This window comes from Hymenobacter cheonanensis (assembly GCF_030581075.1).
Classification (GTDB): domain Bacteria; phylum Bacteroidota; class Bacteroidia; order Cytophagales; family Hymenobacteraceae; genus Hymenobacter.
Genome location: NZ_JAUQSW010000002.1, coordinates 219,004 through 243,141 on the forward strand (window position 1 = coordinate 219,004; position 24,138 = coordinate 243,141).

The 24,138-nt window shown below is 62.3% G+C and carries 18 protein-coding genes; 2 read left to right on the forward strand and 16 right to left on the reverse strand.

Translation table 11 applies throughout. The annotated features are described in order from the left end of the window. Positions 1 to 22: 22 nt before the first annotated feature. The 16 genes from truA to Q5H89_RS04595 form a co-directional block, all read right to left on the reverse strand. Positions 23 to 787, reverse strand: a complete 765-nt coding sequence (gene truA, locus Q5H89_RS04520) for a tRNA pseudouridine(38-40) synthase TruA (RefSeq protein ID WP_305018110.1) — start codon at positions 785 to 787, stop codon at positions 23 to 25. Between the two features lie 505 nt (positions 788 to 1,292). After that, complete coding sequence (gene atpG / locus Q5H89_RS04525; RefSeq protein ID WP_305018111.1) at positions 1,293 to 2,195, reverse strand: ATP synthase F1 subunit gamma; 903 nt, start codon at positions 2,193 to 2,195, stop codon at positions 1,293 to 1,295. Positions 2,196 to 2,324: 129 nt separating this feature from the next. Beyond that, on the reverse strand, positions 2,325 to 3,908 hold the full coding sequence (gene atpA / locus Q5H89_RS04530; protein ID WP_305018112.1) for a F0F1 ATP synthase subunit alpha: 1,584 nt from the start codon (positions 3,906 to 3,908) through the stop codon (positions 2,325 to 2,327). 7 nt (positions 3,909 to 3,915) lie between these two features. After that, the gene (gene atpH / locus Q5H89_RS04535) at positions 3,916 to 4,479 is read right to left on the reverse strand and encodes an ATP synthase F1 subunit delta (protein ID WP_305018113.1); all 564 of its coding nucleotides are present in this window, start codon (positions 4,477 to 4,479) and stop codon (positions 3,916 to 3,918) included. Between the two features lie 76 nt (positions 4,480 to 4,555). Next, positions 4,556 to 5,050 (reverse strand): F0F1 ATP synthase subunit B, encoded by a 495-nt coding sequence (locus tag Q5H89_RS04540; protein WP_305018114.1) that lies wholly within the window; start codon positions 5,048 to 5,050, stop codon positions 4,556 to 4,558. Positions 5,051 to 5,241: 191 nt separating this feature from the next. Continuing rightward, complete coding sequence (gene atpE / locus Q5H89_RS04545) at positions 5,242 to 5,502, reverse strand: ATP synthase F0 subunit C (RefSeq protein ID WP_305018115.1); 261 nt, start codon at positions 5,500 to 5,502, stop codon at positions 5,242 to 5,244. A 78-nt stretch (positions 5,503 to 5,580) separates the two neighbouring features. After that, positions 5,581 to 6,669: a F0F1 ATP synthase subunit A gene (gene atpB, locus Q5H89_RS04550; RefSeq protein ID WP_305018116.1), complete on the reverse strand. Its 1,089-nt coding sequence runs from the start codon at positions 6,667 to 6,669 to the stop codon at positions 5,581 to 5,583. Positions 6,670 to 6,702: 33 nt separating this feature from the next. Beyond that, positions 6,703 to 7,116: a hypothetical protein gene (locus Q5H89_RS04555; protein WP_305018117.1), complete on the reverse strand. Its 414-nt coding sequence runs from the start codon at positions 7,114 to 7,116 to the stop codon at positions 6,703 to 6,705. A 114-nt stretch (positions 7,117 to 7,230) separates the two neighbouring features. After that, positions 7,231 to 8,493: a hypothetical protein gene (locus Q5H89_RS04560; RefSeq protein ID WP_305018118.1), complete on the reverse strand. Its 1,263-nt coding sequence runs from the start codon at positions 8,491 to 8,493 to the stop codon at positions 7,231 to 7,233. A gap of 29 nt (positions 8,494 to 8,522) precedes the next feature. Beyond that, positions 8,523 to 10,091, reverse strand: coding sequence for a SusD/RagB family nutrient-binding outer membrane lipoprotein (locus tag Q5H89_RS04565; RefSeq protein ID WP_305018119.1), 1,569 nt, complete (start codon positions 10,089 to 10,091; stop codon positions 8,523 to 8,525). Positions 10,092 to 10,112: 21 nt separating this feature from the next. Then, positions 10,113 to 13,286 (reverse strand): SusC/RagA family TonB-linked outer membrane protein, encoded by a 3,174-nt coding sequence (locus Q5H89_RS04570; RefSeq protein ID WP_305018120.1) that lies wholly within the window; start codon positions 13,284 to 13,286, stop codon positions 10,113 to 10,115. Positions 13,287 to 13,507: 221 nt separating this feature from the next. Beyond that, positions 13,508 to 15,334: a serine hydrolase domain-containing protein gene (locus tag Q5H89_RS04575; protein WP_305018121.1), complete on the reverse strand. Its 1,827-nt coding sequence runs from the start codon at positions 15,332 to 15,334 to the stop codon at positions 13,508 to 13,510. Positions 15,335 to 15,546: 212 nt separating this feature from the next. Continuing rightward, positions 15,547 to 16,203, reverse strand: coding sequence for an alpha/beta hydrolase (locus Q5H89_RS04580; RefSeq protein WP_305018122.1), 657 nt, complete (start codon positions 16,201 to 16,203; stop codon positions 15,547 to 15,549). Positions 16,204 to 16,205: 2 nt separating this feature from the next. Continuing rightward, entirely contained in the window at positions 16,206 to 17,138 is a 933-nt protein-coding gene (locus Q5H89_RS04585; protein WP_305018123.1) for a ring-cleaving dioxygenase, read from the reverse strand. A 154-nt stretch (positions 17,139 to 17,292) separates the two neighbouring features. Further along, positions 17,293 to 18,006, reverse strand: coding sequence for a pirin family protein (locus Q5H89_RS04590; RefSeq protein ID WP_305018124.1), 714 nt, complete (start codon positions 18,004 to 18,006; stop codon positions 17,293 to 17,295). Between the two features lie 107 nt (positions 18,007 to 18,113). After that, on the reverse strand, positions 18,114 to 18,353 hold the full coding sequence (locus Q5H89_RS04595) for an AtpZ/AtpI family protein (protein WP_305018125.1): 240 nt from the start codon (positions 18,351 to 18,353) through the stop codon (positions 18,114 to 18,116). A gap of 161 nt (positions 18,354 to 18,514) precedes the next feature. Between Q5H89_RS04595 and porW the strand changes: the two genes are divergently transcribed. Together porW and Q5H89_RS04605 are read left to right on the forward strand one after the other, a co-directional pair. Next, entirely contained in the window at positions 18,515 to 21,604 is a 3,090-nt protein-coding gene (gene porW, locus Q5H89_RS04600; RefSeq protein ID WP_305018126.1) for a type IX secretion system periplasmic lipoprotein PorW/SprE, read from the forward strand. Positions 21,605 to 21,679: 75 nt separating this feature from the next. Further along, on the forward strand, positions 21,680 to 24,037 hold the full coding sequence (locus Q5H89_RS04605) for a penicillin-binding protein 1A (RefSeq protein ID WP_305018127.1): 2,358 nt from the start codon (positions 21,680 to 21,682) through the stop codon (positions 24,035 to 24,037). Positions 24,038 to 24,138: the final 101 nt, after the last annotated feature.

The window sequence follows — 24,138 nt, forward strand, 5'->3', positions numbered from 1 at the left end:
TTTTGTACTTAAAAAGCTGTCGCTAGCAACCTTCCTCCGGCGGCACAATACCGGGCGCGTACTCTACCTTACTCAAATACAGGCCCTTAGCCAGCGCGGCGCCGCTAGCCGCGATACGCTGCTGGCGGTGTAGCACCTGCTGGAATTCGAGCGGCGTGAGCTTGCCCCGGCCCACATCGAGCAGCGTACCCACCACCAGCCGCACCATGCCCCGCACAAAGCGGTTGGCCCGGATGCGAAACACGAGGCCGCCAGGCTCCTCGCGCCAACCCGCCTCGTAGAGATAGCACACATAGTGCGTTTCGGCCCCTTTGACCTTCGAAAAGGCCGTAAAATCGAACTGCCCCACGAGGTAGGCGGCGGCCTCGTTCATGGCCGCCACGTCGGGGCCACGGTCGAGGTACAGCGCCTGGTCGCGCCGAAACGGGTCGGGCCGCAGGCTCACGAAGTACTCGTAGGTGCGCGCTTCGGCCGAGAACCGGGCGTGGTCCTTGGGGCCCACCTCATGAATGCGGAACGCCTGCACATCGGGCGGCAGGGCGCGGTTTACGCGGTAGCGCAGCAGCTCGAAGGTCATGCCTTCGGGCAGCTCGGCTTCGAAATGGGCTACCTGGTGGCTGGCGTGCACGCCGGTATCGGTGCGGCCGCTGCCGAGCGTATGAACGGGCTGGCGCAGCACCTGGCTCAGAGCCTTGTCGAGCGTGGCCTGCACGGTGGGCACGCCAGGCTGCACCTGCCAGCCGCAGTAGGCCGTGCCGTCGTAGGCAAAATGAATGAAATAGCGCATGAGTCCCCCAAAAGTACCGCCGCTGCCAGGCAAAAGCCCCGCATCCGCAGCCAGATGCGAATGCTTTTCCCTGCCTCAGAGAAGGGTTGGCAAAGCGCGTGAGGCCCCGGCAGGGCGCTACCAGGGCAGCGCAGCGGGTAAGGCGCGAGAAGGCGCAAGCGGCATGGGCCAGCGCCGGCCGGGCCAGGGGCTCGCTGCTATCGCGCACGGCAGCAATGCGGGCCAGGGACGTCGGCGGGCCTATACCCGGGCTGAACTGCCTGGCCCCAGGCAGAGCCAACTCTCACCCAGCTCAAGCGCAGTGGTTCAGATAGAATATACTTCGCCACCTGGGCTGCTCGCCCGTAGCTTAGCCAGCTTGCTTTGTCCGTTAGCTTTTAGGCAGTGGCCTCGTCAATACACGCGCGCAGCCAGCCATTTAGCAGGCAGATACTTACCCTGGCGCAGCAAAAAGCGCCGGAACCCTTATGGGCGCCGGCGCTTTCACACTCGTAGTCTTTATGTTTTAGCGGCTGGCCGCCAGGGCCTCGGCCCCGCCCACGATTTCGAGGATTTCGGTCGTGATGGCCGCCTGGCGCGTCCGGTTGTAAGTCAGCTTCAGCGACTTCAGCAACTCGCCGGCGTTGTCGGTGGCTTTGTCCATCGCCGTCATGCGGGCGCCGTGCTCCGAGGCATTGCTTTCCAAAACAGCTTTGTAGAGCTGGATTTTCAGGCTCTGCGGAATCAGGGTTTGGATAATCTCCTCCTTGCTCGGCTCAAAAATGTAGTCGATGCTATTGTCGGGCGCGTTGGCGCTAGGGGTACCCGCGGGCACTTCGGTAGGCACCAGCGGCAGCAGCTGCTCAGTCTGAATAAACTGGGTGGCCACGTTCTTAAACTCGTTGTACACCATCACTACCTGGTCGTAGCTGCCGTCGGCAAAGCCGCGCATGGCCTCCTCAGCTGCCACGCGCACCGTGTCAAACGAGAGCTTGGCAAACACGTGTGTGTAGTCGCCCACGCGCTTGTAGCTGCGCCGGCCGTAGTAGTCGTGCGCCTTCTTGCCAATGGCCATGACGGAAATATTGCTCGCGGGCAGGCTAGCGTAGCGCTCCGCAATAAGCGCATTCACGCCCTTAAACACGTTGGCGTTGAACGCCCCGGCTAGCCCCCGGTCGGAGGTAATGGCAATAATGAGCACGCGGCGCACCTCGCGCACCTGGCCGTACTCGCTCACTACTTCGTCGGTAGTAGTGCGGGTCAGGTTAGCCAAAATGCTGGTGAGGCGCTGCGCGTAGGGGCGCATGCGGGTGATATTATCCTGGGCCCGGCGCAGCTTGGCCGCCGCCACCATTTTCATGGCTTTGGTAATCTGCTGCGTGCTCGAAACCGATTGGATACGCGAGCGAACTTCTTTTAGAGAGGCCATATAATCATTAAGGAATTAAAAACCGTCTGTCATTGCGCGGAGGAACGACGAAGCAATCACATCAAAACGAGTTGTTCGGGTGCGATTGCTTCGTCGTTCCTCCTCGCAATGACAGACGGCCTTAACTTTTTACTTCGCGGCGTAGTTGGCGGCGACATCCTTAGCCGTCTGGCGCAGGGCGCCGGTCACGGCGTCGTCCAGCTTGCCAGCTTTCAGGGCCTTGAGGGCTTCGGGATGGCGGGCGTTCAGCGTCTGCGTGAACTCCTTCTCAAACTCGCGCACGCGGTTAACGGGCACGGTGTCGAGCAGGCCGTTGGTAGCGGCGTAGATGATGGCCACCTGGTCCTCCACCTTTACGGGCGAGAACTGAGGCTGCTTCAGAATCTCCAGGTTGCGACGGCCACGCTCAATGGTGAGCTTAGTTGAGGCATCGAGGTCCGAGCCGAATTTGGCGAAGGCTTCCAGCTCGCGGAACTGGGCCTGGTCGAGCTTCAGCGTACCGGCCACCTTCTTCATGCTCTTAATCTGGGCGTTACCGCCCACGCGGCTTACCGAGATACCCACGTTGATAGCGGGACGCACGCCGGAGTTGAAGAGGTTGGTTTCGAGGAAAATCTGGCCGTCCGTAATCGAAATCACGTTGGTCGGAATGTAGGCCGATACGTCGCCGGCCTGCGTCTCGATGAGGGGCAAAGCCGTGAGCGAACCACCACCTTTTACTAGGGGGCGAATGCTTTCGGGCAGGTCGTTCATGTTGCGCGCAATCTCGTCCGAAGCGTTGATTTTAGCGGCGCGCTCCAAGAGGCGGCTGTGCAGGTAGAATACGTCGCCGGGATAAGCCTCGCGGCCGGGAGGACGACGCAGCAGCAGCGATACCTCGCGGTAAGCTACAGCCTGCTTCGACAAGTCATCATATACCACGAGGGCCGGGCGGCCCGTATCGCGGAAGTACTCGCCGATGGCGGCACCCGTGAAGGGCGCGTAGAACTGCATCGGCGCGGGGTCCGAGGCCGAGGCTGATACTACTACCGTGTAGTCCATGGCACCGCCCTTGGTGAGGGCCTGTACTACCTGCGCTACCGTCGAAGCCTTCTGGCCGATGGCGACGTAGATGCAGAATACGGGCTGGCCGGCCTCAAAAAACTCGCGCTGGTTAAGGATAGCGTCGAGCGCTACGGTCGACTTGCCGGTCTGGCGGTCGCCGATAATCAGCTCGCGCTGGCCACGACCAATCGGAATCATGGCGTCGATAGCCTTGATGCCGGTTTGCAGGGGCTCGGTTACCGGCTGGCGGAAAATTACGCCCGGCGCCTTGCGCTCAAGCGGCATCTCGTAGGTCTGGCCCTGGATAGGGCCGCGGCCGTCGATGGGCTGGCCCAGCGTGTTTACCACGCGGCCCACGATTCCCTCACCCACTTGGATAGCGGCGATTTTGTTGGTGCGGCGCACGGTGGCACCTTCCTTAATGTCGCCGTATTCGCCGAGCATTACGGCACCCACGTTATCTTCTTCGAGGTTGAGCACCAGCGCTTGCAGGCCGTTCTCAAACTCAATCAGCTCGCCCGACTGGGCATTGGAGAGGCCGTAGATACGGGCCACGCCATCGCCAACCTGGAGCACGGTGCCGACTTCTTCCAGCTCGGCAGCCGATTTGAAATTGGACAGCTGCTGCCGCAGGATGGCGGATACTTCGTCCGGGCGTACTTCAGCCATTGGAATATTAGTTTAAGCTAGGGGTATAAGTAGTGTCGGTGAGGGAAGTGCGCAGGCGGCGCAGGTTGCCTTTCACCGAGTCGTCAATCTGCCGGTCGCCCACGCGCAGCACAAAGCCGCCAATGAGCGACGCATCGATTTTTTCGGTGAGCGACACGTCCTGAAGGCCCGTCTGCTGCTTCACCATCTTCTCGATTTCGGCGCGGGTGGCCGGCGTGAGCGGCGTGGCCGAGGTCACCTCAGCTACCTGCACGCCCATCAGGGCATTGTACTGCGTCAGAAAAGCATCACCGATGTGCTCCAGCGCGTCCTCACGGTTTTTGCTGGTTAGAATCTGAAAAAAACGCATCAGCATGTCCGACACCTTGCCCCCGAAGATGGCGGTGAGGATGCTAAGCTTTTTGTCGTGCTTCACAATCGGGTTGCGCAGCAGCAAGCGCAGGTCGCGGCTGCCGGCCATGGTAGTGGCCAGCAGGTCCATGTCCTGCTTCAGCGTCGCCAGCGTGCCCTGCTCCTGCGCGAGGTCCAGCAAGGACTTGGCATAGCGGGCGGCTACTTGTTGGTCGGCCATTGTTGGGGTAGCTGCCATTCCTGAACTGCTAGCCCCTGATTTCACTCAGAGGGACCAGCAGTTCAGAAATAAGGCCTTAGTTAAGTTTAACGTCTTTCAGGTAGTCGTCTACCAGCTTCTGCTGGGCGGCAGGGTCGGCTAGCTCGCGGCGCAGTACGCGCTCGGCAATGTCCACGCTCAGCTGGGCAGCAGTGTTTTTCACCTCGGCCAGGGCCTGGTTCTTCTCCTGCTGAATAGCTTCGCGGGCTTGCTGCGAAATGCGGTTGGCTTCTTCGGTGGCCGTGGTTTTGGCCTGCTCAACGAGGCGGTTAGCAATAGCCTGTCCCTCCTTCAGCATTTGGTCGCGCTCGTGGCGGGCGTCAGCCAGCAGCTTTTCGTTGCCGGCTTTCAGGCTTTGCATTTCCAGCTTAGCCTGCTCCGCCATTTTCAGCGCCTGGTCGATGCTGTCCTCGCGCTCTTTGAGCGAGCCCAGGATGGGCTTCCAAGCGAACTTGGCCAGCAGCAAGAATAGGAGAAGGAAAATCAGGGTTTGCCAGAAAAGCAAACCAAACTCGGGAGTGATAAGATTCATAGGGGCGGCAATTATCGGAGTGGCAGCGCCGCAGCCAGGCGGCACCGATAAACATTCGGCAGCAGCGGGTAAGTTGCCAAAGCGCTTGTTTAGTTGGCTTTGCTGCCAACCCCCAGGCTTTAGCCGAACGAAAACCCGGCACGACCGGCCCCCGGGGAGGGAGCCGGCCGGCCGGGCTTAAACCGACGCGACTACTGCAATTTCAGGGCAATGAGCAGGCAGACTACGATGGCGAACAGCGTAGCACCTTCCAGCAGAGCGGCCACGATGAGCATGGCAGTCTGGATTTTGCCCGAAGCCTCCGGCTGACGGCCGATGGCTTCCATAGCGCTACCGCCGATGCGGCCAATGCCCAGGCCAGCGCCCAGGATAGCCAGACCAGCGCCGATGCCGGCACCCATTACAGCCAGACCAACCGAATTAACAACTTGCAGCAACAACGAAAGAAGCATGGTAAAAATGAAATGTGTGTAGGGAAAAAACTTGGGGAAATACGACCCGGCGGCCAGTATGGCCGCCCGGCTAGGGGGTTAGTGGGCAGTTACGTCGGGGCGGCCGAGGTTGGCAAAGTTGGAGCCACCAGCGCGCTCTTCAGCAGTGCCGAAGTCCTCGCCGCCGTGGGCCTCATCGTGGTGATGCTCCTCTACTGCGCTGCCGATGTACATGGCCGTGAGCAGCGTGAAGATATATGCCTGCAACACCGACACCAACAGCTCCAGCATACTGATAAACAAGCCGAAAGGCACCGAGAGAAAACCAGTGGCCGCCGAGCGGAAGATAAAGATGAGGCTGATAAAGCTCAGAATGATGATGTGGCCGGCCGTAATGTTGGCAAACAGACGAATCATCAGTGAGAAGGGCTTCACAATCACACCTACCAGTTCGACCGGCACCATGATGATGTAAAGCGGCCACGGCACACCGGGAGGCGCGAAAATGTGACCCCAGTAGTTTTTGTTGGCGCTGAACAGGGTGATAATCAGCGTGAGTATCGCCAGGGCCGCCGTTACGGCGATGTTGCCGGTGAGGTTGGCAGCACCGGGCGTGAGACCCAGCAGGTTGTTGAACCAGATGAAGAAGAACACCGTGAGCAGGTACGGCATGTAGCGCTCGTACTTGGGCCCGATGCTTTTTTTGGCTACCTCGTCGCGAATGAACACGACAAACGGCTCCAGCGCGTTTTGCAAGCCCGAGGGCGCCTGGCCGGCGCGGCGGCGGTATGACTTGGCTACGGAGGCAAAAACGATGAGTAGCACAATGCTGCTCATGGCAAGGGCGGCCACGTTTTTGGTGATGGAGAAGTCGTAGACTTTGCTGCCATCGGTGGTGACGAGCTTTTCTTCTTCGAGCTTGAAATTGCCGTAGGTTTCGCCCTCGGCTATCTTTTCGGAAGAGAATATGGATAGTCCTTTGCCGGGCTGGTAGGCGATGATGGGCAGGTAGGTAACGAAGTTGCCGTTATCGGTGCTGAACCAGTGCCACTCGTGCGAGTCGGCCACGTGGTGCAAAATAACTTCGCCAGGGTTGAAGGCCCCCCCTTTTTCACCCGTTTTAGTGGGTTCGGCGCCAAAGCCGACGAACGTGCACAGGCAAAGTAAGAGGGTGAGTAAACGCTTCATTCAATAGTAGTTAAAAACCAAGTCCGGGGTAAATTATTCTGCTTTTGGGACTTGCTTCGCTGAAAACGGGCGCAAGTTACTAAAAATAGCCCATATTTCAAAGCCGGCACACAAGAAGTAGCCTATAAAGAAGGCTCCGAGAAAGGTGAGCAAGCCGTGGCTATCGTGAATATTACCAATAAAAAAGTAGGCGAGAATAATCCCGATTCCGATGAGTAGCCGCACGCCAACCCCGCCGAAATAGGCAACTAAAAAGTTGTTGGGCGAGCTGCGAACGACGCTTGCCGTAAGCCAGTAGGCTAGCAGGGTAAGCACGAGCAAAGCCCCCACCACATAGGGCGCCAGCGGGTGCACCACGGCCGGCCCAAAGGCCGCCCGCAAGCCGAAAAGGACGGCTAGCAGGCTCAGCGCAAAGGCGGCAAACTGGGTGAAAAAGCGAGCGTTCATGGGTGGCAGACCGAAACCGGGGCGCAAAGGTCGGCACAGAAGTGCGCAAAAGCCCCGCCGGCCGGGGCCAACGGGGCTTTATTTATGAAAAAATGCTGAAAAAATTGGTTTAACCTACAAAGAGCGGTATTCAAACCGGATGCGGCCCACGCCGCCGTTGGTGCTGGCGCGCAGGGCTAGCACGCGCAGCAGCATTACTTCGGCAGTGCCGCGCAGCTTTACGGCGTACACATCGCCCACAGCCGGCGTGCCCAGGTCGGCGCTAGGGGTGTTCTGGTAGAGCAAGGCGCCTACCATATTGGCCGTGGCCGTGGCGTAGGGGTTGGCGGCGAGCTGGGCAGCGGTCAGCTTGTAGTAGCGCGTGGTATTAGAGGTATTAACGGTCAGGTTGCCAGCGCTCGACAAGCCGCTCACTTGCAGGTCTTTGGCCGTAGCGGCATTGGCGGCGGGCTCGTTGAGGCCCGTTACCAGGTTGAAGGCTAGCGAGTCGGTGGTGACACCGCCGCCGAAGGCCAGGCGGCCCGTGCGGGTAGTTTTGAGCGGCGTGCCCGCCACTACCGGCAGCACGGCCGTGCTCAGCGAGGTAGCTACGTACTGGGCGTAGGCCGTGAATACGAAGGAGGCCCCGCCCCCGGCCGCCGCGCCGCTAGGCACCCGCAGGTCGATGGTGCGCTTGTTTTCTACGCCGGCCGTCGGCGCTTTGATTACGCCCTGGCGCAGCAGCGGGCCGGTAGCGCCCACGCGAGCGTAGTACACGAGGCTGTCGACGTTCTTAAACAGGTTGGTGGCGGGCGTGGTCGAAGTCGAGATGCCGCCCGCGTTAATCGTAATGGCGTAGCCAATCAGGTCGCCCTCGGCCTGGGCACTGGCACTGAGTCCGTTGCGGTAGGTGGCGGCAGGCGTGCCAAAGGCCAGCGTAGGCGCATTGGCCACCTGGTAAGTAAAGCGCCGCAGCCGGGTGCCACCACCAGGAAAAGTGAGCGTGAGGTCGACGCGCACCGAGGTACCCACGGGGTAAGTGGTGGGCACCGTGTAAGGTACCGTTTGGGCCGTGAGCTGCGCGCTTTGCAAAAAGCTGCCGCCGATGGGGTAGCTGCCTACCTGGGCCGAGTCGGTTTTGGTGGCCTGAAAAACCGTGATGGTTGTCGGGTTATCGGTCAGGTTGTAGCCGGCGATAATCGGAATGGTTTCGCCGGGCGCGTACTTGGCGTTGAAGGCCGTGGTGGAGGTGGTACTGAGCGTGGCATTGGGCAGGCCCACCACAAAGTAGCCGGCCGTGGCCACGGGCTGGTAGTAGTCGTCTAGCTCCTTCTTGCAGCCGGCCAGCAGGGCTAGGCCGGCCAGCAACGGCAGAAGAATTTTAGCAAAAGGCTTCATAATCAAAGAATACTAAAAAGTGAAACCCCTTATTTCTGGTCAAACCACAGCGGCTTGGTCACGTAGTCGTCGTTGGTGCTAGCCCCGGCATCGCTGAAAAGCTTGGCCACGGCATTGGGGTTGTAGAGCACCTCGGTGGCGCCTGGCAGGAGGCGGCGTGGGTAGCGGCGCAGTGGGTCGCTCTGGCCAGCCACGATGGGGTTCACGGTGCGGGTGGGGTACACGAAGTTGACGTAGAGGGCAGGGTCAAAGTCGAGGCGGCGCAGGTCCGACCACGAGTCGGGGTTCAGAAACATAGCGATGTATTTCTGCTCCATAATGGGGCGTAGCGTGGTGAGGGCGGCCTCGTTCTGCGGCACGGCGGCCGAGGTGAGGTAGGCGTTTATCTGCGTCGAGGAGATGGTAGGGAACGTGACGGCGGGTAGGGCATTGCTGCCGCCCACCCCAATCTTGGCCATGTGCGCCCGAATGCCTTCCTTGAGCGCGGCCAGGGCCCGGGTTTTATTACCGGCGCGGTAAGCGGCTTCCGCCTCAATAAACTTCACCTCGTGGTAGGTGATGGCCTCAAAATATCCCGTGATGTCGCGGGCGTACCAGCTGCCGTAGAAGTCGGTGAGCGTGGAGCCGGGCGTGAGGTTGGTCGTTGTGCTAGTGCCCGCGCCGGGGTCGGCGCCCACGCTCGTAGTAGGTATCATAATGCCAAAGCGCGGGTCCGTCACGCCCGGAAACGTGGTGCCGTTCAGATACTTCACGATATTGGTCGAGAAGGTAGCCGTGCCGAAGTTGGAGCGCGTGGGCCCGAAGATGTTGGTCGTATTCACCAGCGGCGACACGGCCACCTGGAAGTTTATCTGCGCATCGTCGGCGCTGGAGATGAAGGCCTTGTCCACGAGGGCTAGCACGGCATTGGGGTCGTAGCTGGCCTTCTTAGTGAGGTGCTGGGCCTGGCGCGCCTTGAGCGCGTAGGCCAGGCGCACCCACTTGCCAGGGTCGCCTTTGTACAGAATGTCGCCGCTTTCGCTGGGCGAGGTGCTGTACAGCGCCCGGAAGTTGGCGCTGGAGGGCTTCGACATTTCTACTATGCCCTCGTCGCAGAGCTGGTTGATGACGCCGTAAATCGACTCCTGCGAATCGTACTTGGGCGTGTAGTTGGCACCGCCCTGGTAGGCCTCGGTGTAGGGCACGTCGCCGAGCATGTCGGTAACGTGCGCCAGAATGAGCGCCTGCATAATCTTGCCCGCCCCCACGTAGTACACCGACCCTTCGGCCTGCGCCACCTGTATCATCTGCGGAATATTACCGCCCGAATAGAAGTACGAGTAGTTGAACGTGTTGGTGCTCTGGGCATTGGTGAAATAGTACTGGTCGTTGCCGCCGCTGTTGGCGGTGCGGCTCACGATGTACTGCGTGATGTAGGGCGTGCGCAGCGCCGTAAACATCTGGGTCTGAATACCGTTCGAGATAACGTTGGGCAGCAGGAAGTTGGGCGTCGAAACAACCGGGTTGTTAGGGTTGGTATTAACGTCGAGGTACTTCTCGCACGAGGTCAGGGCCGCCGAGGCCCCTAGCAGGCTGAGAAAGAGAAGATATTTTTTCATCGGATAGAACTAGCTGCTTGCTTAAAAATTGACCCGCACGCCCATGTCCACGCCGCGCGTGGCGGGGATGTTGCCGAAGTCGATGCCGCCCGAGCCGCCGCCGCGCACGCCCGCGCCGGCCGAGGCCGTTTCGGGGTCGGCGCCGCTGTACTTGGTCAGCAGCACGAGGTTGCGGCCGGTCACGTTCACCTCCACGCCTTTCAGGAAGGAGCCAGCGCCGCCCAGCCAGCGCTGGGGCAGGGCGTAGCTGAGGGCCACGTAGCGCAGGCGCGCCCACGAGCCGTCCTCGATGAAGGCGGTACCCGCGCGCGACAGGATGGTGGTGTAGTAGGTCTGGGTCAGCTCCACGGGCCGGGTGTTGGGCGTGTACACGGTGTTGCCGCTGGCATCTTTCGAGGCCACCACGCCGTCGAATACTACCGTGTTGTAGCGGTCGAGGGTGCGGGTGGAGGTGCCCACGCCGGTTTGGTACCAGTCGTTGCCGTTTACTACCACGCCGCCCACCCGGAAATCGAGCAGCGAAGTCAGCGATAAGCCTTTGTAAGTAAACGTGTTGGTGAGCTGCGTGGTGAAGCGCGGCGCCCGGTTGCCGGCGTAGATAAACGTAGCGCTGGCCGACGGATAGCCGGTAGCGCCCACAATTACCTGCCCGTAGTAGGGCGAGCTAGGGTCGGTTACGCGGTTAAAGTCGGTGGCGGCGATGCCCGAAATAGGGTGGTTGGGGAAGGCGCCGCCCTCGTGCACGTCGGTCACGAAGGCATCGGACTGGTACACCACCGTGAGCGGGTTGGGCAGGCTCTCCACGTTGTTGGTGTTGTGGTAGAAGTTGGCGTTGATGTCCCAGGTAAAGCCGGTGCTGGTGCGCACGGGCGTGCCGCTGAGGCTGATTTCCTGGCCCTCGTTCGTTACCACGCCGCCGTTGATGTACTGTAGGATGAAGCCCGTGGCCTGGCTCACGCGCGGGGCAATGAGCTGGTCCACAGTGCGCGAGCGGTAGTAGTTTACATCCAGGCTCAGACGGTTTTTGAAGAACTGGAGGTTCACGCCGGCCTCGTAGGTGCGGGTGCGCTCGGGCTTGAGGTTGGGGTTCGAGCCGAAGAAATCGTTGCGGAAACCACCGCCGATGTAGGTATTGGTGGTGAGCGGGGCCTGCACGCGGTAGGGGCCGGTGTCGCGGCCCACCTCGGCCACCGAGGCGCGCAGCTTGCCGTAGTTCAGCACCGGGTTCTGGTCGAGGCCCAGAATTTTGGTGAACTCGTAGCCCACCGCACCCGAGCCGTAGAGGAAGCCCTTGCCGAAAATCTTGCCCTCATCGGGCCGCGGCAGGGTCGACGACTGGTCGTAACGGGCCTGCAGCTCCACAATCAGCTGGTCGAAGATGGTGGTCGAGAGCCTGGCGAAGTTGCCGATGAGGTGGCGCGTCTGGTCGCGCTGCAAGGCACCCCGGTTCACGGTGTTGTTCAGGCCAATGAAATCGGGATTCTGGAAAATCAGGCCGATGTAGTCCACGGCCTCGTCCTTGTTTTCCTCAATAGTATTGCCTAGCGTAAGGGCGCCGCGCAGCTTCTCGCCAAAGAAATTGTGGTTGTACGTGGCCAGGGTCGTGGCCGTGATGAGGCGGCTCTGGTCCACGGTCTGGGCCAGCCCCCCGAACTGGTTGCCGACCTGCGAGGTGCCCACGGCCCGCACAGACTGGCTGCGGGTGGTGTACACGTCGGTACCGATATTATGGCTCAGCGTGAGACCTTTAATGGGCGAGAATGACACCTGCACGTTGCCCACGAAGCGGTTGGTGCGGTCGCTCTGCGGGTTTTTGTCTACCGTCCAGTAGGGGTTGTCGGCATCGGCATCGGTGCCGGCCCCTAGCGGCAGCAGGCGGCGGCGCGAGCCATCGGCGTTGAGGTAGTTGCGGGCATCGTCGCCCCGCGGCCAGTTGAGCAAGCTCAGCAAAAAGCCACCCGAGCTGCCAAACAAACCCGGCCCCTGCAAGGGCCGCACGGCGCCCGAGTTGAGGTACTGCGCCGAGCCCGTAACGCTGAGCTTGGGCGAAATCTGGGCCGAGCCCGAAATGCGCACCGTGGTCTTGTCGTAGGTGCTCTGCGGCGTCACGCCGTTCTGCTTCAGGTTGGAGGCCGAGGCAAAGAAGCTGGCTTTGTCGGAGCCGCCCGACATGTTTACGAAGTTCTGGATGGCATTGCCCTTCTGGAAGAAATTGCCCAGGTTGTCATACACCGTTTGGCCCGGCTGGAAGCGCGGCCCGAACGACACGCGGGTGCTAGGGTCGTAGAGGCCGCCCGAGCCCTGGCCGTACTGGTCCTGCATTTTGGGCAGGCGGTTCACCTCATCTACCGAGTACTGGCTGCGGAAGTTGAGCTGCGTGCGCCCCGCCGAGCCTTTTTTGGTGGTAATAACCACGGCGCCGTTGGCGGCGCGCAGGCCGTAGAGGGCGGCGGCGGCCGGGCCCTTCAGCACGGTCATCGAGGCAATGTCTTCGGGGTTGAGGTCGCCGGCGCGGTTGGCAGCACCCACCGAGCGGCCCAGCAGGCCATTGAAGGCCGAGCCGCCGCCCGGCGCGGTGCTTTCCTGAAAGGACGAGTTGTCCATTATCATCCCGTCGATGACGAACAGCGGCTGGTTGTCGCCATCGAGCGAGGTGCCGCCCCGGATGACGATGCTAGCCCCCTCGCCCGCCCCGCCGCCCGACGAGGTGATGTTGACGCCCGCCACCTTGCCCTGCAACGCATTGACAATGTTGGTCTGGCGCGAGTCGATAATGTCCTTACTGGTTACTTCCTGCACGGCCGTCACGATGTCGCGGCGGTCCTGCTTGATGCCGTAGGCCAGTACCACCACTTCGTCGAGGTCGCGGTTGCTGGCCGTGAGCGTAATGTCGAGCGGACCGCCGTCGAAGCGGCGCTCCATGGGCTCGTAGCCCACAAAGCTGAACACGAGCGTGGCGCCGTTCGGCACGTTGGCCAGAGTATAGCGGCCATCGGCGCCGGTAGAAGTGCCGTTGCTGGTGCCCTTCACGATGACGTTGACGCCAGGCAGCGGCGTGCGGTCCGAAGCCTGCCGCACCACCCCCGTAACGGGGCCGCTGGCGGCCGTGGCGGCCGGGCTGGTTTGGGCCAGGCTGGGCAAGGCACTGCCCAGCGCCGGCAGCAAGGCAACTGGAAGCCAGTAGATTTTTCTCATAGAAAGCAGTGAAAAAGAGTAGGAAGGGAAAGAGACGGAAAATATCTGGTGCGCCGGCCACACCCGTATCCCGGCGCCCAAACAGGTAATTAAACAGCGATAAAAAGCCCATTTGCAGCCGCGCAGCTTAACCTCGGCATTGTTGGGACCCTAAAGGTGCAAAAAATTCAGGAAATTTTCAGCAAACCTTTTCACACTTTTTCAGTTGCCGCGCCGGCCAGCTAGGGCCGGGCACTTTCGATGGCCAGCTGCAGCAGCGCCGAGCGCACGCCCAGCTCGCCGAGCTTACCATTGTTGCGCGTGGGGTTGACGCGGTTGGTAAGCAAAATCACGAACAAGTCGAGGTCGGGCTCGACCCAGAAGTAGGTGCCCGTGAAGCCGGTGTGGCCGTAGCTGCGCGGGCTGGCGCTACGCGCCGCGTTCAGGGCCGGGTTTTTGGGGTCGGGCTTGTCGAAGCCCAGCGCCCGGCGGTTGTCGGGGCAAAACTGGCAAGCGGTGTATTCGGCAATAGTTTCTGCCTTAATAAGTTGCTGCCCGCCGTAGCGCCCCTGCCACAAATACAGTTGCACGAGCTTGGCCAGGTCGTTGGCCGAGCCAAACAGGCCGGCGTGGCCGCTCACGCCCCCTAGCAGCGCGGCGCCCTCGTCGTGCACGGTGCCGTGCACCAATTGGTGGCGGAAGAGCGAGTCGTACTCGGTAGGCGCAATGCGGCCCAGCGGAAACCGCCGCAGGGGATTGAAACCCAGCGTACTTGCCCCCAGCGGCCGGTAAAGCTGCTCAGTTATAAACTGGTCAAATGGCTGCCCCGTAGCCTTCTGGACGTAGTACGGGTAGAGCATAAACGACAAGTCGGAGTACACGTAGCCCGGCTTGGCATTGAGCGCCGAGGCGGCAATGCCCGCGTAGAGCCGCCCCGGCAGCAGGCGGCTAGCCCAAATGCCGGCCGCTACCGGCAGCGGCGAGCGCCGGGTCGAATCGGGTCGCAAAAACTGCGGGCGCAGCAGGCCATTGGGGTACACGTAGTCTTGCCAGAAGGGGATAAACGCCCGCAGTCGCGCCTGGTGCGTGAGCACGTCGCGCAGGCGAATATTCTGCTTATCAGTGCCTTGTAAAAAATCAAACAGCGACCCCAGCGTGTAGTCGGGCCCTAGCAGCCCCCGGTCTTGCAGCAGCATGAGGGCCGGCAGTGCCGCCGTGACTTTGGTAAGCGAGGCAAAGTCGTAGAGTGTGTTGTTGAGCACCGGGCGGGGCACGGCCGGGGCGCCGGGCCCCATCTGTTGCACGCCGTAGCTGCGGCGCAGCGCCACCACCCCGTGCCGCGCCACAATCACCTGCCCACCCGGAAAAGCGCCCGCCTCCAGCGCCCGTTTCACCAGCGAATCGACTAACTCAGGCAGGCTGGCCCGCAGCCCCGCCTCGGCGGGCGAGCCGTAGGATAAGCGCAGGCCGCCTTCCGTGGCTAGCCCCGGCCCAAAGCCCGCGTGGGCCGTAGCGGGCCCCGGCAGTGCGGCGGCCCCTAGCCCACCAAACAGCACTTGCACGGCTTGGCTAACTGCCTGGTAGCTATGGCCCGGCGCCAACACCACGGCCGTAGCCTGCCGCAGCTCGGGCAGCGCGGCCAGGGTGGTACTGTCAAAAACGAGCGCTATAGTCTGCTTGCGCAGCGCCAGCAGGCGACGCAGGGCGGCGCGGTCAGTGGCCGAGCCATCGGGCAGGGCTAGCAGCAATAGGTTTTGCTTGCGCAGCGCCGCAAAATCAGCCGGTTGAGGCCCCACGAAGAACATGCCGGGCACGTAAGCCGCCACCTCCTGCGGCAGCGGCCAGCAGAAATCCACCACGTCGGCGTGGGCACGCAGCTTTACGGTAGCTAGCCGCAGGGTATCGAGCCGGCGCAGGGGCAGCAGCTGGTCCGCATTGCGCAACACCACCACGCCGGGGGCTAGCCGGGGCGGCAACAACTGGGCAAAGACCGCTGGCACACCGGCCAGCCAACTAAGTAGCAACAGCCCAAAAAACACGACGGGTCGAAAGCGCGGATACCGGAGCATAGGCTCGCAAGGTATTGCCTTTCAACCCGTCGATAAAAACGGCGGCTGATTTTTGTAGTAGCCTGGGTTGCCCGATGGCCCCGATGGCGCGGGGCGCTTCCCCGTGCCGACTATTGGCAGGCCGCTGGCCTGCGTGAAGTGCGCAAGACTCGCCAACGATTGCCCACCAGCGGCCGGCGAAGCAATCGGCACGGAGCAGCGCCCCGCGCCATCTACACCTCGCTCGCTGGGAAATTCTCCGCCAGCCAGGCCACGGCGCCATCGAGGTCGGCCTGAATCAGGTTGTGGCCCGCGGGCATATCGCGCCGCGTGAGGGCGTAGCCGGCTTGGGTGAGCAGCGCGGCGTAGGCATCGGTAGCGGCGGGGCGCACGGTGGGGTCTTGCAGGCCGGGCGTGAAAAACACCGGCACCGGCCGCGGCGCTTTAAACTCCGGCACCTGCCGCACCAGCGGCTGCATAGGCCGCCACAGCACCGCGCCAGCCAGCAGGCCGGGGTAGAGCATCAGCAGGCTGCCCGCAATGTTGGCGCCGTTGGAGTAGCCCACCGCAATGAGCTGGCTAGGGTCGAAGACTTCCTTAACAGCCACCTTAGCCAGGAAATCGGCCAGCTCGTGGGTGCGGAAAATGACGTCGGGCTCGTCGAAGACGCCCATGCCGAGGCGACGGAAAAAGCGGGGCATGCCGCCTTCCTGCACGTTGCCGCGCACACTCAGCACGTTGAGGCCGGGACCGAAGCGAGGGGCTAGCGCGAGCAGGTCGCGCTCGTCGCCACCAGTGCCGTGCAGCAGCAGCAGCGTGGCCCGCGCCGGCATGGGCGCGGGCTGGTATACGTAGGTGAGGGGCTGAAAAGCCACTTTGTTCGGGCTCATAACTAAGCTAATACGGGCAGGTGGGCTTCGATGGCAGCGCGCTTGCCTTCGTGCTGGGGCGGCAGCATGAGGTGGGTACCCAGCTCGGCCAGCGGCTCATCGACCATAAAGCCGGGGTTGTCGGTGGCTACCTCAAACAGCACCCCGCCGGGCTCGCGGAAGTACATGGCGTGGAAGTACTGCCGGTCAATCTGGGGCGTCACCTGGAAGCCTTTCTTGATAAGCAAGTTGCGGAAGTACAGCTGGCTAGCGTCGTCCCTCACCCGGAAGGCCACGTGGTGTACCGAGCCGGCGGCTACCTGGCCGCGCCCCTCGCCGGGGGCGGCCACCAGCTCTACCAGGTTGGCGGTGCCTAGCGCATCGGTGGCGTAGCGGAAGCGGTTGACGTGCTGGGCCACCAGCTTGTAGCCAAATACGTCGGTGAGCACGGCCGCTGTGGCCTTTACATCACTCAGCGTGAGCGTGATGTGATGGAAGCCGCGCGTGGCCACCTCGGCGCCAACTTCGGCGGTGGTCCAGGGCGTGCGCGGGTCGTCGGCCACCTCGGTCAGCTCCAGCTTCAGGCCGTCGGGGTCGAGGAAGGTAAGGTAGCGCTCGCCAAACTTTTCGGCGGGCTTGTTGTACGTGACGCCTTGGCTATCAAAGCGCTTCATCCAGAAATCGAGGCTACCCACGGGTACCGCATAACCGATTTCGGTGGCCTGGCCGGGGCCGCGGCGGCCGGGCTGCATGTTTTCCCACGGGAAAAACGTGAGGATGGTGCCCGCCGAGCCGCGCTCGTCGCCGTAGTACAGGTGATAGGTACCGGGGTCGTCGAAATTGACGGTTTTCTTCAGAAAACGCAGCCCGAGCGTCTTGGTGTAGAAGTTGAAATTGCGCTGGGCGTTGCCGGCAATGGCCGTGATGTGGTGCAGGCCTAAGAGTTGGGTTTCCATGATGAGATGAGTAGGTTTTAGGTAAAGCCGTGTTGGCGGGGCGCCCCACCCCCGGCCCCTCCCCCGCAGGGGAGGGGAGCCTAGCGAAAGCAGACGTCTGGCTCCCCTCCCCCGCAGGGGAGGGGCCGGGGGTGGGGCCTCACGGGCAGCTCGCCTAGTGGTTAATCGGCGTTTCAATCAGCAGAAAGCGCGCATCGGCACCGCACTCCAGGCGCACCGTGCCGTCCGTTTCCCAGAGGCCTAGCGCGTCGCGCTGGGCTAGCTTTTGGCCGGCCACCGTCACTTCGCCGCTGATGACGAAGATGTAGAGCTGCTTGTTGGCCGGGGCAAACTGGTAGTTAACACCCTGGGCGTCGGGGTAATAGCCTAGCGAGAGCTTAGCGTTCTGGTTTATCCAGCAGTGGGCGGTGCCCTCCTCGTTGCTCACGATGGTAGTGAGGCGGTTGGCCCGGCTAGCCTCCGGAAACTGGCGGCGCTGGTAGCGCGGCGTCACGTTTTGGAGCTTGGGCTCAATCCAGATTTGCAGGAAGTTGACCTCGTCGTCGCCCACGTTGTATTCCTCGTGGCGCAGGCCCGAGCCGGCGCTCATTATCTGCACGCCGCCGGCCGGAATGACCTCCGAGTAGCCCAGCGAGTCTTTGTGGTTCATGGTGCCGGCCAGCAGCACCGAGATGATTTCCATGTTGGCGTGGGCGTGCAGGCCAAAGCCCTGGCCGGGCGCCACAAAGTCATCGTTGAACACACGCAGCAGCCCGAAGCCGTTGCGCTCGGGGTTGGCGTAGGGCCCGAAGCTGAAGGTGAGGTGGCTTTTCAGCCAGCCAATGTCCTTGAGCCCCCGGTCGGTGGCGGGAAAAAAATGCGAGCGCATGGCAAAACGGATGAAGGTGAAAACTGCGGCGCATCAAAGCTACGCTGCAATTAATGTACCTACATCAATTACACAGAAAAAGTTTTTGCCCGCCTGCCTTTTCTGCTTCACTCGTCGCTGCTGGCGCTGCGGATAACCTGGTAGAGCGCGCCAAATATCCCGGTGAGGGTGAGGCCGATAGTGTACCAGGGTGTCTTGGTTTGGAAATGGCCATCGAGCCAGATGCCGGCCCAGGTGCTGAGGCCGATGATGGCAATCATCTGCACGGCGATGCTGCCGTACTTGGCCAGGGCCGAGTTGTTGCGGGCCGAATCGTCGGGGGGCGGAAGGGGGGGATTAGTGGCCATGCTAGGGCGGGTGGGGGCGGATGAGGAAGCGGTGAGGCGCGCCGCGGGTTTCGGGCGGGGCGGGCGTAATTTTACGGGTTGCCGGCCGTTAGGGCTAGGCCCGCCGAACATTTTGGGGCGCACCGGGCGTTGCGACCTACTTACCTGACCAGCTTTCGACGTTGAAAATCGCTATTTCCCTGAAATACTACCGGTTTTGGCTGCTGGCCTGGCTGGGTTTGAGCGCGGCGGCCTGCGCCTCCGATAAGTCGGTGTTCAGCCACGCCCTCAACAACGTGGCCGCCCGCGACAACGGCTTCTTCCTGGCCCGCGAAAAGCTGTGGGCCACCGAGGCCACTTTGTACAAGGGCCGCGGCGACGATTACAACCGCGTGCTGCCCCTCTACCCCACCCTCGACAGCGGCACGGTGCGCGCCACCCGGCCCGACCTGAACGATATCATCAAGAAGGCGTCGCTGCCGATTCAGCACCGCGCGGGCTCCGACTGGACCGACGATGCCTACCTGCTGGTGGGATGGTCGCGGTTCTACAAGATGGAGTTTGACGACGCCATTCTCACGTTCAAGTACGTGAACAGCACGAGCCGCGACCCGTTTGCCAAGCAGGAAGCCCTGATTGGACTGATGCGCACCTTCCTCATTACCAAGCAGCTCGACAATGCCAAGGCCGTGTCGGATTTGCTCGACAAGGAAGTGGGCCTGCCCAAAGATGCCCGCGAGCTGTTTCTGGCCCGGGCCGATTATTACCTGCAAACCGAGGACCCCGTACTAGCCATCGCGCAGCTCGAAAAGGCGGTGCCCCTGATTCCGGCCAAGAACGAGCGCTCGCGCTCGCGCTTCATTTTGGCGCAGCTTTACCAGGCGCAGGGCCAGAACAAGGAAGCCACGGCGCAGCTCAACACTATCTTGAAGCACAACCCACCCTATGAGCTTGATTTTCAGAGCAAGCTGCTGCTAGGGCAAGTGTCGGACCTCGATAAGCAAAGCAAGGAGCGGCTGGATAAGTACTTCGCGGCCCTGCTGAAAGACCCAAAAAACAAGGAGTACCGCGACAAGATTTACTACGAGATGGGCCGGCTGGCCTACCGCCAGCAGAAATACGGCGAGGCGCTGACCCTATTACGCACCTCGGCCCGGCAGCCCACCACCAGCAGGTCGCAGAAGGGCTATACCTACCTGCTGGCCGGGCGCATCTACTACGAAAACCTGCAGAAATACCGGCTGGCAGCGGCTTACTATGACAGCACTACGCAGGCCATGCCAAAGGATAACCCTTTGTATGCCAGCATCAAGGAGCGGGCTGACATCCTGAAGGAATTTGCCAGGCAGTACACCATCATCGAAACCCAGGACAGCCTGCAGGCGCTAGCCCGGCTGCCCGGCGCCGAGCTAGATAAGCGCCTGAATACCTACGCCGCCGCCGAGCTGGCCGCCAAGCGCCGGGCCGAAGCCAAGCTACTGGCCGCCCAAAAAGCCCTGGCCAGAAAGCAGCAGGCCGATGCCAGCCGCATTACCTCTACCCCCAACTCGCTGAGCGGCAGCCAGCGCGACATCAGCAATCCCAATGCCTTCGATGCGACCACGGCCGTGGCCTCGGGCGCGGGCTGGTACTTCGATAATGCGACCTCGCTGGGCACGGCGCGGGCCGACTTTATCCGGCTGTGGGGCGACCGCAAGCTGCAAGACAACTGGCGCACAACGCTTACGCCGAGCAGCTCGCCCAATGCGCCGCAGAATGGCGGCGCGCCCGTGAGCATCACCGGCAACGACCAGACCCGCGTGAACGGCGGCGCGCCAGGGGCCAATGGCCAGCCGGGGGCCAGCCCCCCCGCCGTGAGCGCCGCCGCCGACTCGGTGGCCAGGCAGAATGCCCTGGTAGCCAAGTATCGGCAGGACCTGCCCACCACCCCTAGCCAGCTGCAAACCTCTGACCAGCAGATAGAAGCGGCAATGTATGAGCTGGGCGGCATTTACAAGGAACTGCTCAAGGAAAAGCAGCGCGGCTACGAAACCTACGCCGGCGAGGTGACGCGCTACCCCCGCGGCGCGCACGCGCCCGATGCCGACTACTTGCTCTACCTCTACTACCGGGACCTGCCTGACCCCGCAAAGGCCGCGCAGTACGCCGCCGCTTTGCAGCGCGAGTTTCCGACTTCGACCTACGCCAGGCTCATTGCCGACCCGCTGTACCGCGAGCACGAGCGCGCCCTGCACAATGCCGTGGCCGCCCGGCTCGACTCGGCCTTTGTGCTGTATAAGGACCAATATTTTACGAAGTCGAAGGCCGTGGTGGCCCGGCTCGAAAAGCAGTACCCCAAGAGCGACCTCACCGACCGGGTGGCGTATTTGAAGCTGCTGCTGGCCATTCGCACCCAGCCGCCGGTGGCGGTGCAGGCATCGGTGGGGCAGTTTGCCAAGGATTATCCCGATAGCCCGCTCGTGCCGCAGGCCCAGGCCCTGGCCGGCGCTTACCAGAAGGCCGAAGCCGGACAACTCTACGGTGCCCTGGCCTCGACCGAGAAGCCGCTACTGTCGTCGCAGTTCCGGCCGGGCGAGGTCGAGAACCGGATGCGCATTGCCTACGGTGAAGACGAGCTACCAGCGGCGCCGCTGCCTGCCCCCACCCCGGCAGCTACGCCGGACCACGGCGCCGCTGCCATGCCCGTTGCGCCCGCCAAGGAGGCTAGCCTCCAACCCACTGCCCCGGCTACCAATGCGCCGGCCCTTGGCAAGGAGGAAAAGGCGGCCCCGGCTTCCACCTCGCTCCCGGGCAAGCCGGGCGTGCCGGCTATGCCGCCCGCTGCCCCGGCGCCAGCCGGCACCGCACCTACCCCGGCCGGCGCAGCGGCTGCGCCGGCGGCCCCGGCCGCGCCAGCCGTGGCCTACGCCACCCAGCTGAGCGCCGCCCACGCCGTGGTGCTGGTGTACCCGAAGGGCACGGCGCCTACGGCCGACCTGGCTAGCCAGCTTACGGCGTATAACGGTAAGTTTTTCCGGGCCAATAATCTCACGGTGCAGGCGGCCCAGCCGCTGGGTACCGACCAGGAAATGGTGGTGGTCCGGTCTTTGCCGGGCGCCAAGGTGGCCCAGAGCTACGCCACCAAGCTGCGCGGGCCGCAGTCGCCGCTAGCCCGCTTGCGCGGCCAGGGCTACCAGGCATTGGTTATCAGCCTGGCCAACCTGACGCTGCTGCAAGACGCGGGTGGCGACCTCGCCGGCTACCAACAATTTTACCAGAAGGTTTACCAATAGGGCTTGTGGGGAATTAAGTATGGTTGTTGCTTTCCGCAGCCCCGGCCCTTACTTCCTCACTCCCGACTCTCCCAGATGCCTAGCTCTTCCTCCTCCCCGGCTCGCCCTACCTCACCCGTTCGCCGGGGGCCTCCACCACCGGCACGTAAAGGACGCTTCGAGGCCTTCACGCGCACGATGTGGGTGCTGTTTGTGGGGGGCACGCTGGCCACGCTACTTTACGTAGGAGCGGTGAGTATCAACTTCATGAATCTGTTTGGGCGCATGCCCAACCTGAAGACGCTCGAAAACCCCAAGAGCGAGCTGGCCTCCGAAATCTACTCGGCCGATGGCGTGCTGCTGGGTAAGTACTTCCGCGAAAACCGCACGCCGGTTGAGTACAAAGACCTGCCGCAGAACGTGATTGATGCCCTCATTGCCACCGAAGACGTGCGCTTTGAGGAGCATTCGGGCATCGATTTCAAGAGTATTATGCGGGCTGTGGCGGGGCTGGGGCGCAGCGGTGGCGGCTCTACCCTGAGCCAGCAGGTGGCCAAGGTGCTTTTCAAAACCCGCCCCGGCGAGGAAAGTAACCTCAACGACGGCACCCTCAACGGGCCGGGCAAGTTGGGCCTGCTCATCACCAAAACCAAGGAGTGGCTGCTGGCCATCCGCCTGGAGCGCAACTACACGAAGCGCGAAATTATGCGGATGTACCTCAACACCGTGGATTACGGCTCCAACGCCTTCGGCATCAACACGGCCGCCAAGACATTCTTTAACAAAAGCCCCAAGCTGCTGACCACGCCCGAAGCCGCTACGCTGGTGGGCATCGTGAATGCGCCCTCGCGCTTCAGCCCTGCTCTGCACCCGGTGCGCTCGAAGCGCCGCCGCAACTGGGTGCTGCAGCAAATGACCAAGGCCGGCTACCTCTCGGCTGCCGAGATGGTGCAGGATACCGCCAAGCCTATTCTGCTGCACTACAGCGTGGAAAGCCCCGTGCAGGGGCTAGCCCCCTACTTCCGTACTGAAGTGGCTAAGTACCTGCAAGCCTGGGCCAAGGAAACCGACCACGACCTCTACGCCGACGGCCTGAAAATTTACACCACCCTCGACTCGCGCATGCAGACCTACGCCGAGAAGGCAGTGGCCGAGCACCTGGCGTTGCAGCAAAAGTGGTTTTCGGCCCACTGGAAAGGCCAGCTGCCCTGGCGCGATGAAAACGGCAAGGTTATTCCGCAATTTCTGGAAACGGCCATGCGCCGCACCCAGCGCTACAAGTCCCTGATGAGCCGCTACGAGGGCAACCGCGACTCGGTGAACTACTACCTGCGCAAGAAATACAAGATGACCGTGTTTTCGTGGCAGGGCGAAAAGGAGATGCTCATGTCGCCGATGGATTCGCTAGCCTACTACAAGCGCTACTTGCAGGCCGGCTTCATGGCCGTGAACCCGCTCAATGGCTACATCAAAGCCTGGGTGGGCGGGCCCAACTACAAATTCTTCAAGTTCGACCACGTGCGCCAGGGCAAGCGCCAGCCGGGCTCCACGTTCAAGCCCATTGTGTACACGGCGGCCATTGACCAGGGCTATTCGCCGTGCTTCCCGCGGCCCGACGTGGCCACGACTTTCCCCGGCGCGGCGGGCCGCCCGCCCTACACGCCCAAAAACTTCGAGGGTGGCTACTCGGGCCGCACCTTCACACTGCGGCAGGCCCTAGCCCGCTCCATGAATTCCATTACGGCCTGGCTGGTGTACAAGCTAGGGCCCGAAACGGTGGTGGCTTATGCTAAGCGACTAGGCATCACTTCGCCCATCGACCCAGTGCCGGCCGTGGGCTTTGGGGCCTCCGATTGCAGCATTTACGAGTTGTGCGGCGCCTACGGCACCTTCGTGAACAAGGGCGTGTGGACTGGCCCCATTATGGTAACACGCATCGAGGACAAGAACGGCAACGAGCTGCGCCGCTTCGTGGCGCCCACCAAGGAGGCGCTGAGCGAGGAAACGGCCTACGTGATGACCAACATGCTGCAAGCCAGCACCACCGAGCAGGGCGGCACCAGCACCATTCTGCACACGGGCTTCAACTTCCCGTACCAGATTGGCGCCAAAACCGGCACTACCTCCAATTACTCCGATGCGTGGTTTATGGGCATCACGCCCAACCTCGTGTGCGGCATGTGGATTGGTGGCGAAGACCGCAGCATCCACTTCCGCACCGGCGCCTACGGCCAGGGCGCGAGGCTGGCGCTGCCGCTCTACGGCATCTTCATGAAGAAGGTCTACGCCGATAAGTCGCTCGACATCGACCGTGGGCCCTTCCCGGCGCCCGCCGCGCCGCTCACCATCGAACTCGATTGCTCGAAGTATTATGGTGGCCAGCGCGACACCATCCCCAGCAGCCAGAAGATGGTGCAGCCCACCCTCGACCCGCTCGACGACAAGGATATTTAACCCGGTGGCTAGCCACCAAATTTTGGAAATGGCCGGCGCTTTTCGCTGGCCATTTTTGTTATCCTATCCCCTCTGCGTACCTCCGCGCCTCCCACTGCGTA

Excerpts from the sequence above, each read along its gene's own strand:
- Q5H89_RS04560 (WP_305018118.1), bottom strand. The coding sequence starts at position 8,493 with ATGAAGCCTTTTGCTAAAATTCTTCTGCCGTTGCTGGCCGGCCTAGCC.
- Q5H89_RS04585 (WP_305018123.1), bottom strand. The coding sequence starts at position 17,138 with ATGGAAACCCAACTCTTAGGCCTGCACCACATCACGGCCATTGCCGGC.
- atpG (WP_305018111.1), bottom strand. The coding sequence starts at position 2,195 with ATGGCCTCTCTAAAAGAAGTTCGCTCGCGTATCCAATCGGTTTCGAGC.
- Q5H89_RS04565 (WP_305018119.1), bottom strand. The coding sequence starts at position 10,091 with ATGAAAAAATATCTTCTCTTTCTCAGCCTGCTAGGGGCCTCGGCGGCC.
- atpB (WP_305018116.1), bottom strand. The coding sequence starts at position 6,669 with ATGAAGCGTTTACTCACCCTCTTACTTTGCCTGTGCACGTTCGTCGGC.
- Q5H89_RS04590 (WP_305018124.1), bottom strand. The coding sequence starts at position 18,006 with ATGCGCTCGCATTTTTTTCCCGCCACCGACCGGGGGCTCAAGGACATT.
- Q5H89_RS04605 (WP_305018127.1), top strand. The coding sequence starts at position 21,680 with ATGCCTAGCTCTTCCTCCTCCCCGGCTCGCCCTACCTCACCCGTTCGC.
- Q5H89_RS04570 (WP_305018120.1), bottom strand. The coding sequence starts at position 13,286 with ATGAGAAAAATCTACTGGCTTCCAGTTGCCTTGCTGCCGGCGCTGGGC.
- Q5H89_RS04580 (WP_305018122.1), bottom strand. The coding sequence starts at position 16,203 with ATGAGCCCGAACAAAGTGGCTTTTCAGCCCCTCACCTACGTATACCAG.
- atpA (WP_305018112.1), bottom strand. The coding sequence starts at position 3,908 with ATGGCTGAAGTACGCCCGGACGAAGTATCCGCCATCCTGCGGCAGCAG.
- atpE (WP_305018115.1), bottom strand. The coding sequence starts at position 5,502 with ATGCTTCTTTCGTTGTTGCTGCAAGTTGTTAATTCGGTTGGTCTGGCT.
- Q5H89_RS04555 (WP_305018117.1), bottom strand. The coding sequence starts at position 7,116 with ATGAACGCTCGCTTTTTCACCCAGTTTGCCGCCTTTGCGCTGAGCCTG.
- Q5H89_RS04595 (WP_305018125.1), bottom strand. The coding sequence starts at position 18,353 with ATGGCCACTAATCCCCCCCTTCCGCCCCCCGACGATTCGGCCCGCAAC.
- truA (WP_305018110.1), bottom strand. The coding sequence starts at position 787 with ATGCGCTATTTCATTCATTTTGCCTACGACGGCACGGCCTACTGCGGC.
- Q5H89_RS04575 (WP_305018121.1), bottom strand. The coding sequence starts at position 15,334 with ATGCTCCGGTATCCGCGCTTTCGACCCGTCGTGTTTTTTGGGCTGTTG.
- Q5H89_RS04540 (WP_305018114.1), bottom strand. The coding sequence starts at position 5,050 with ATGAATCTTATCACTCCCGAGTTTGGTTTGCTTTTCTGGCAAACCCTG.
- atpH (WP_305018113.1), bottom strand. The coding sequence starts at position 4,479 with ATGGCCGACCAACAAGTAGCCGCCCGCTATGCCAAGTCCTTGCTGGAC.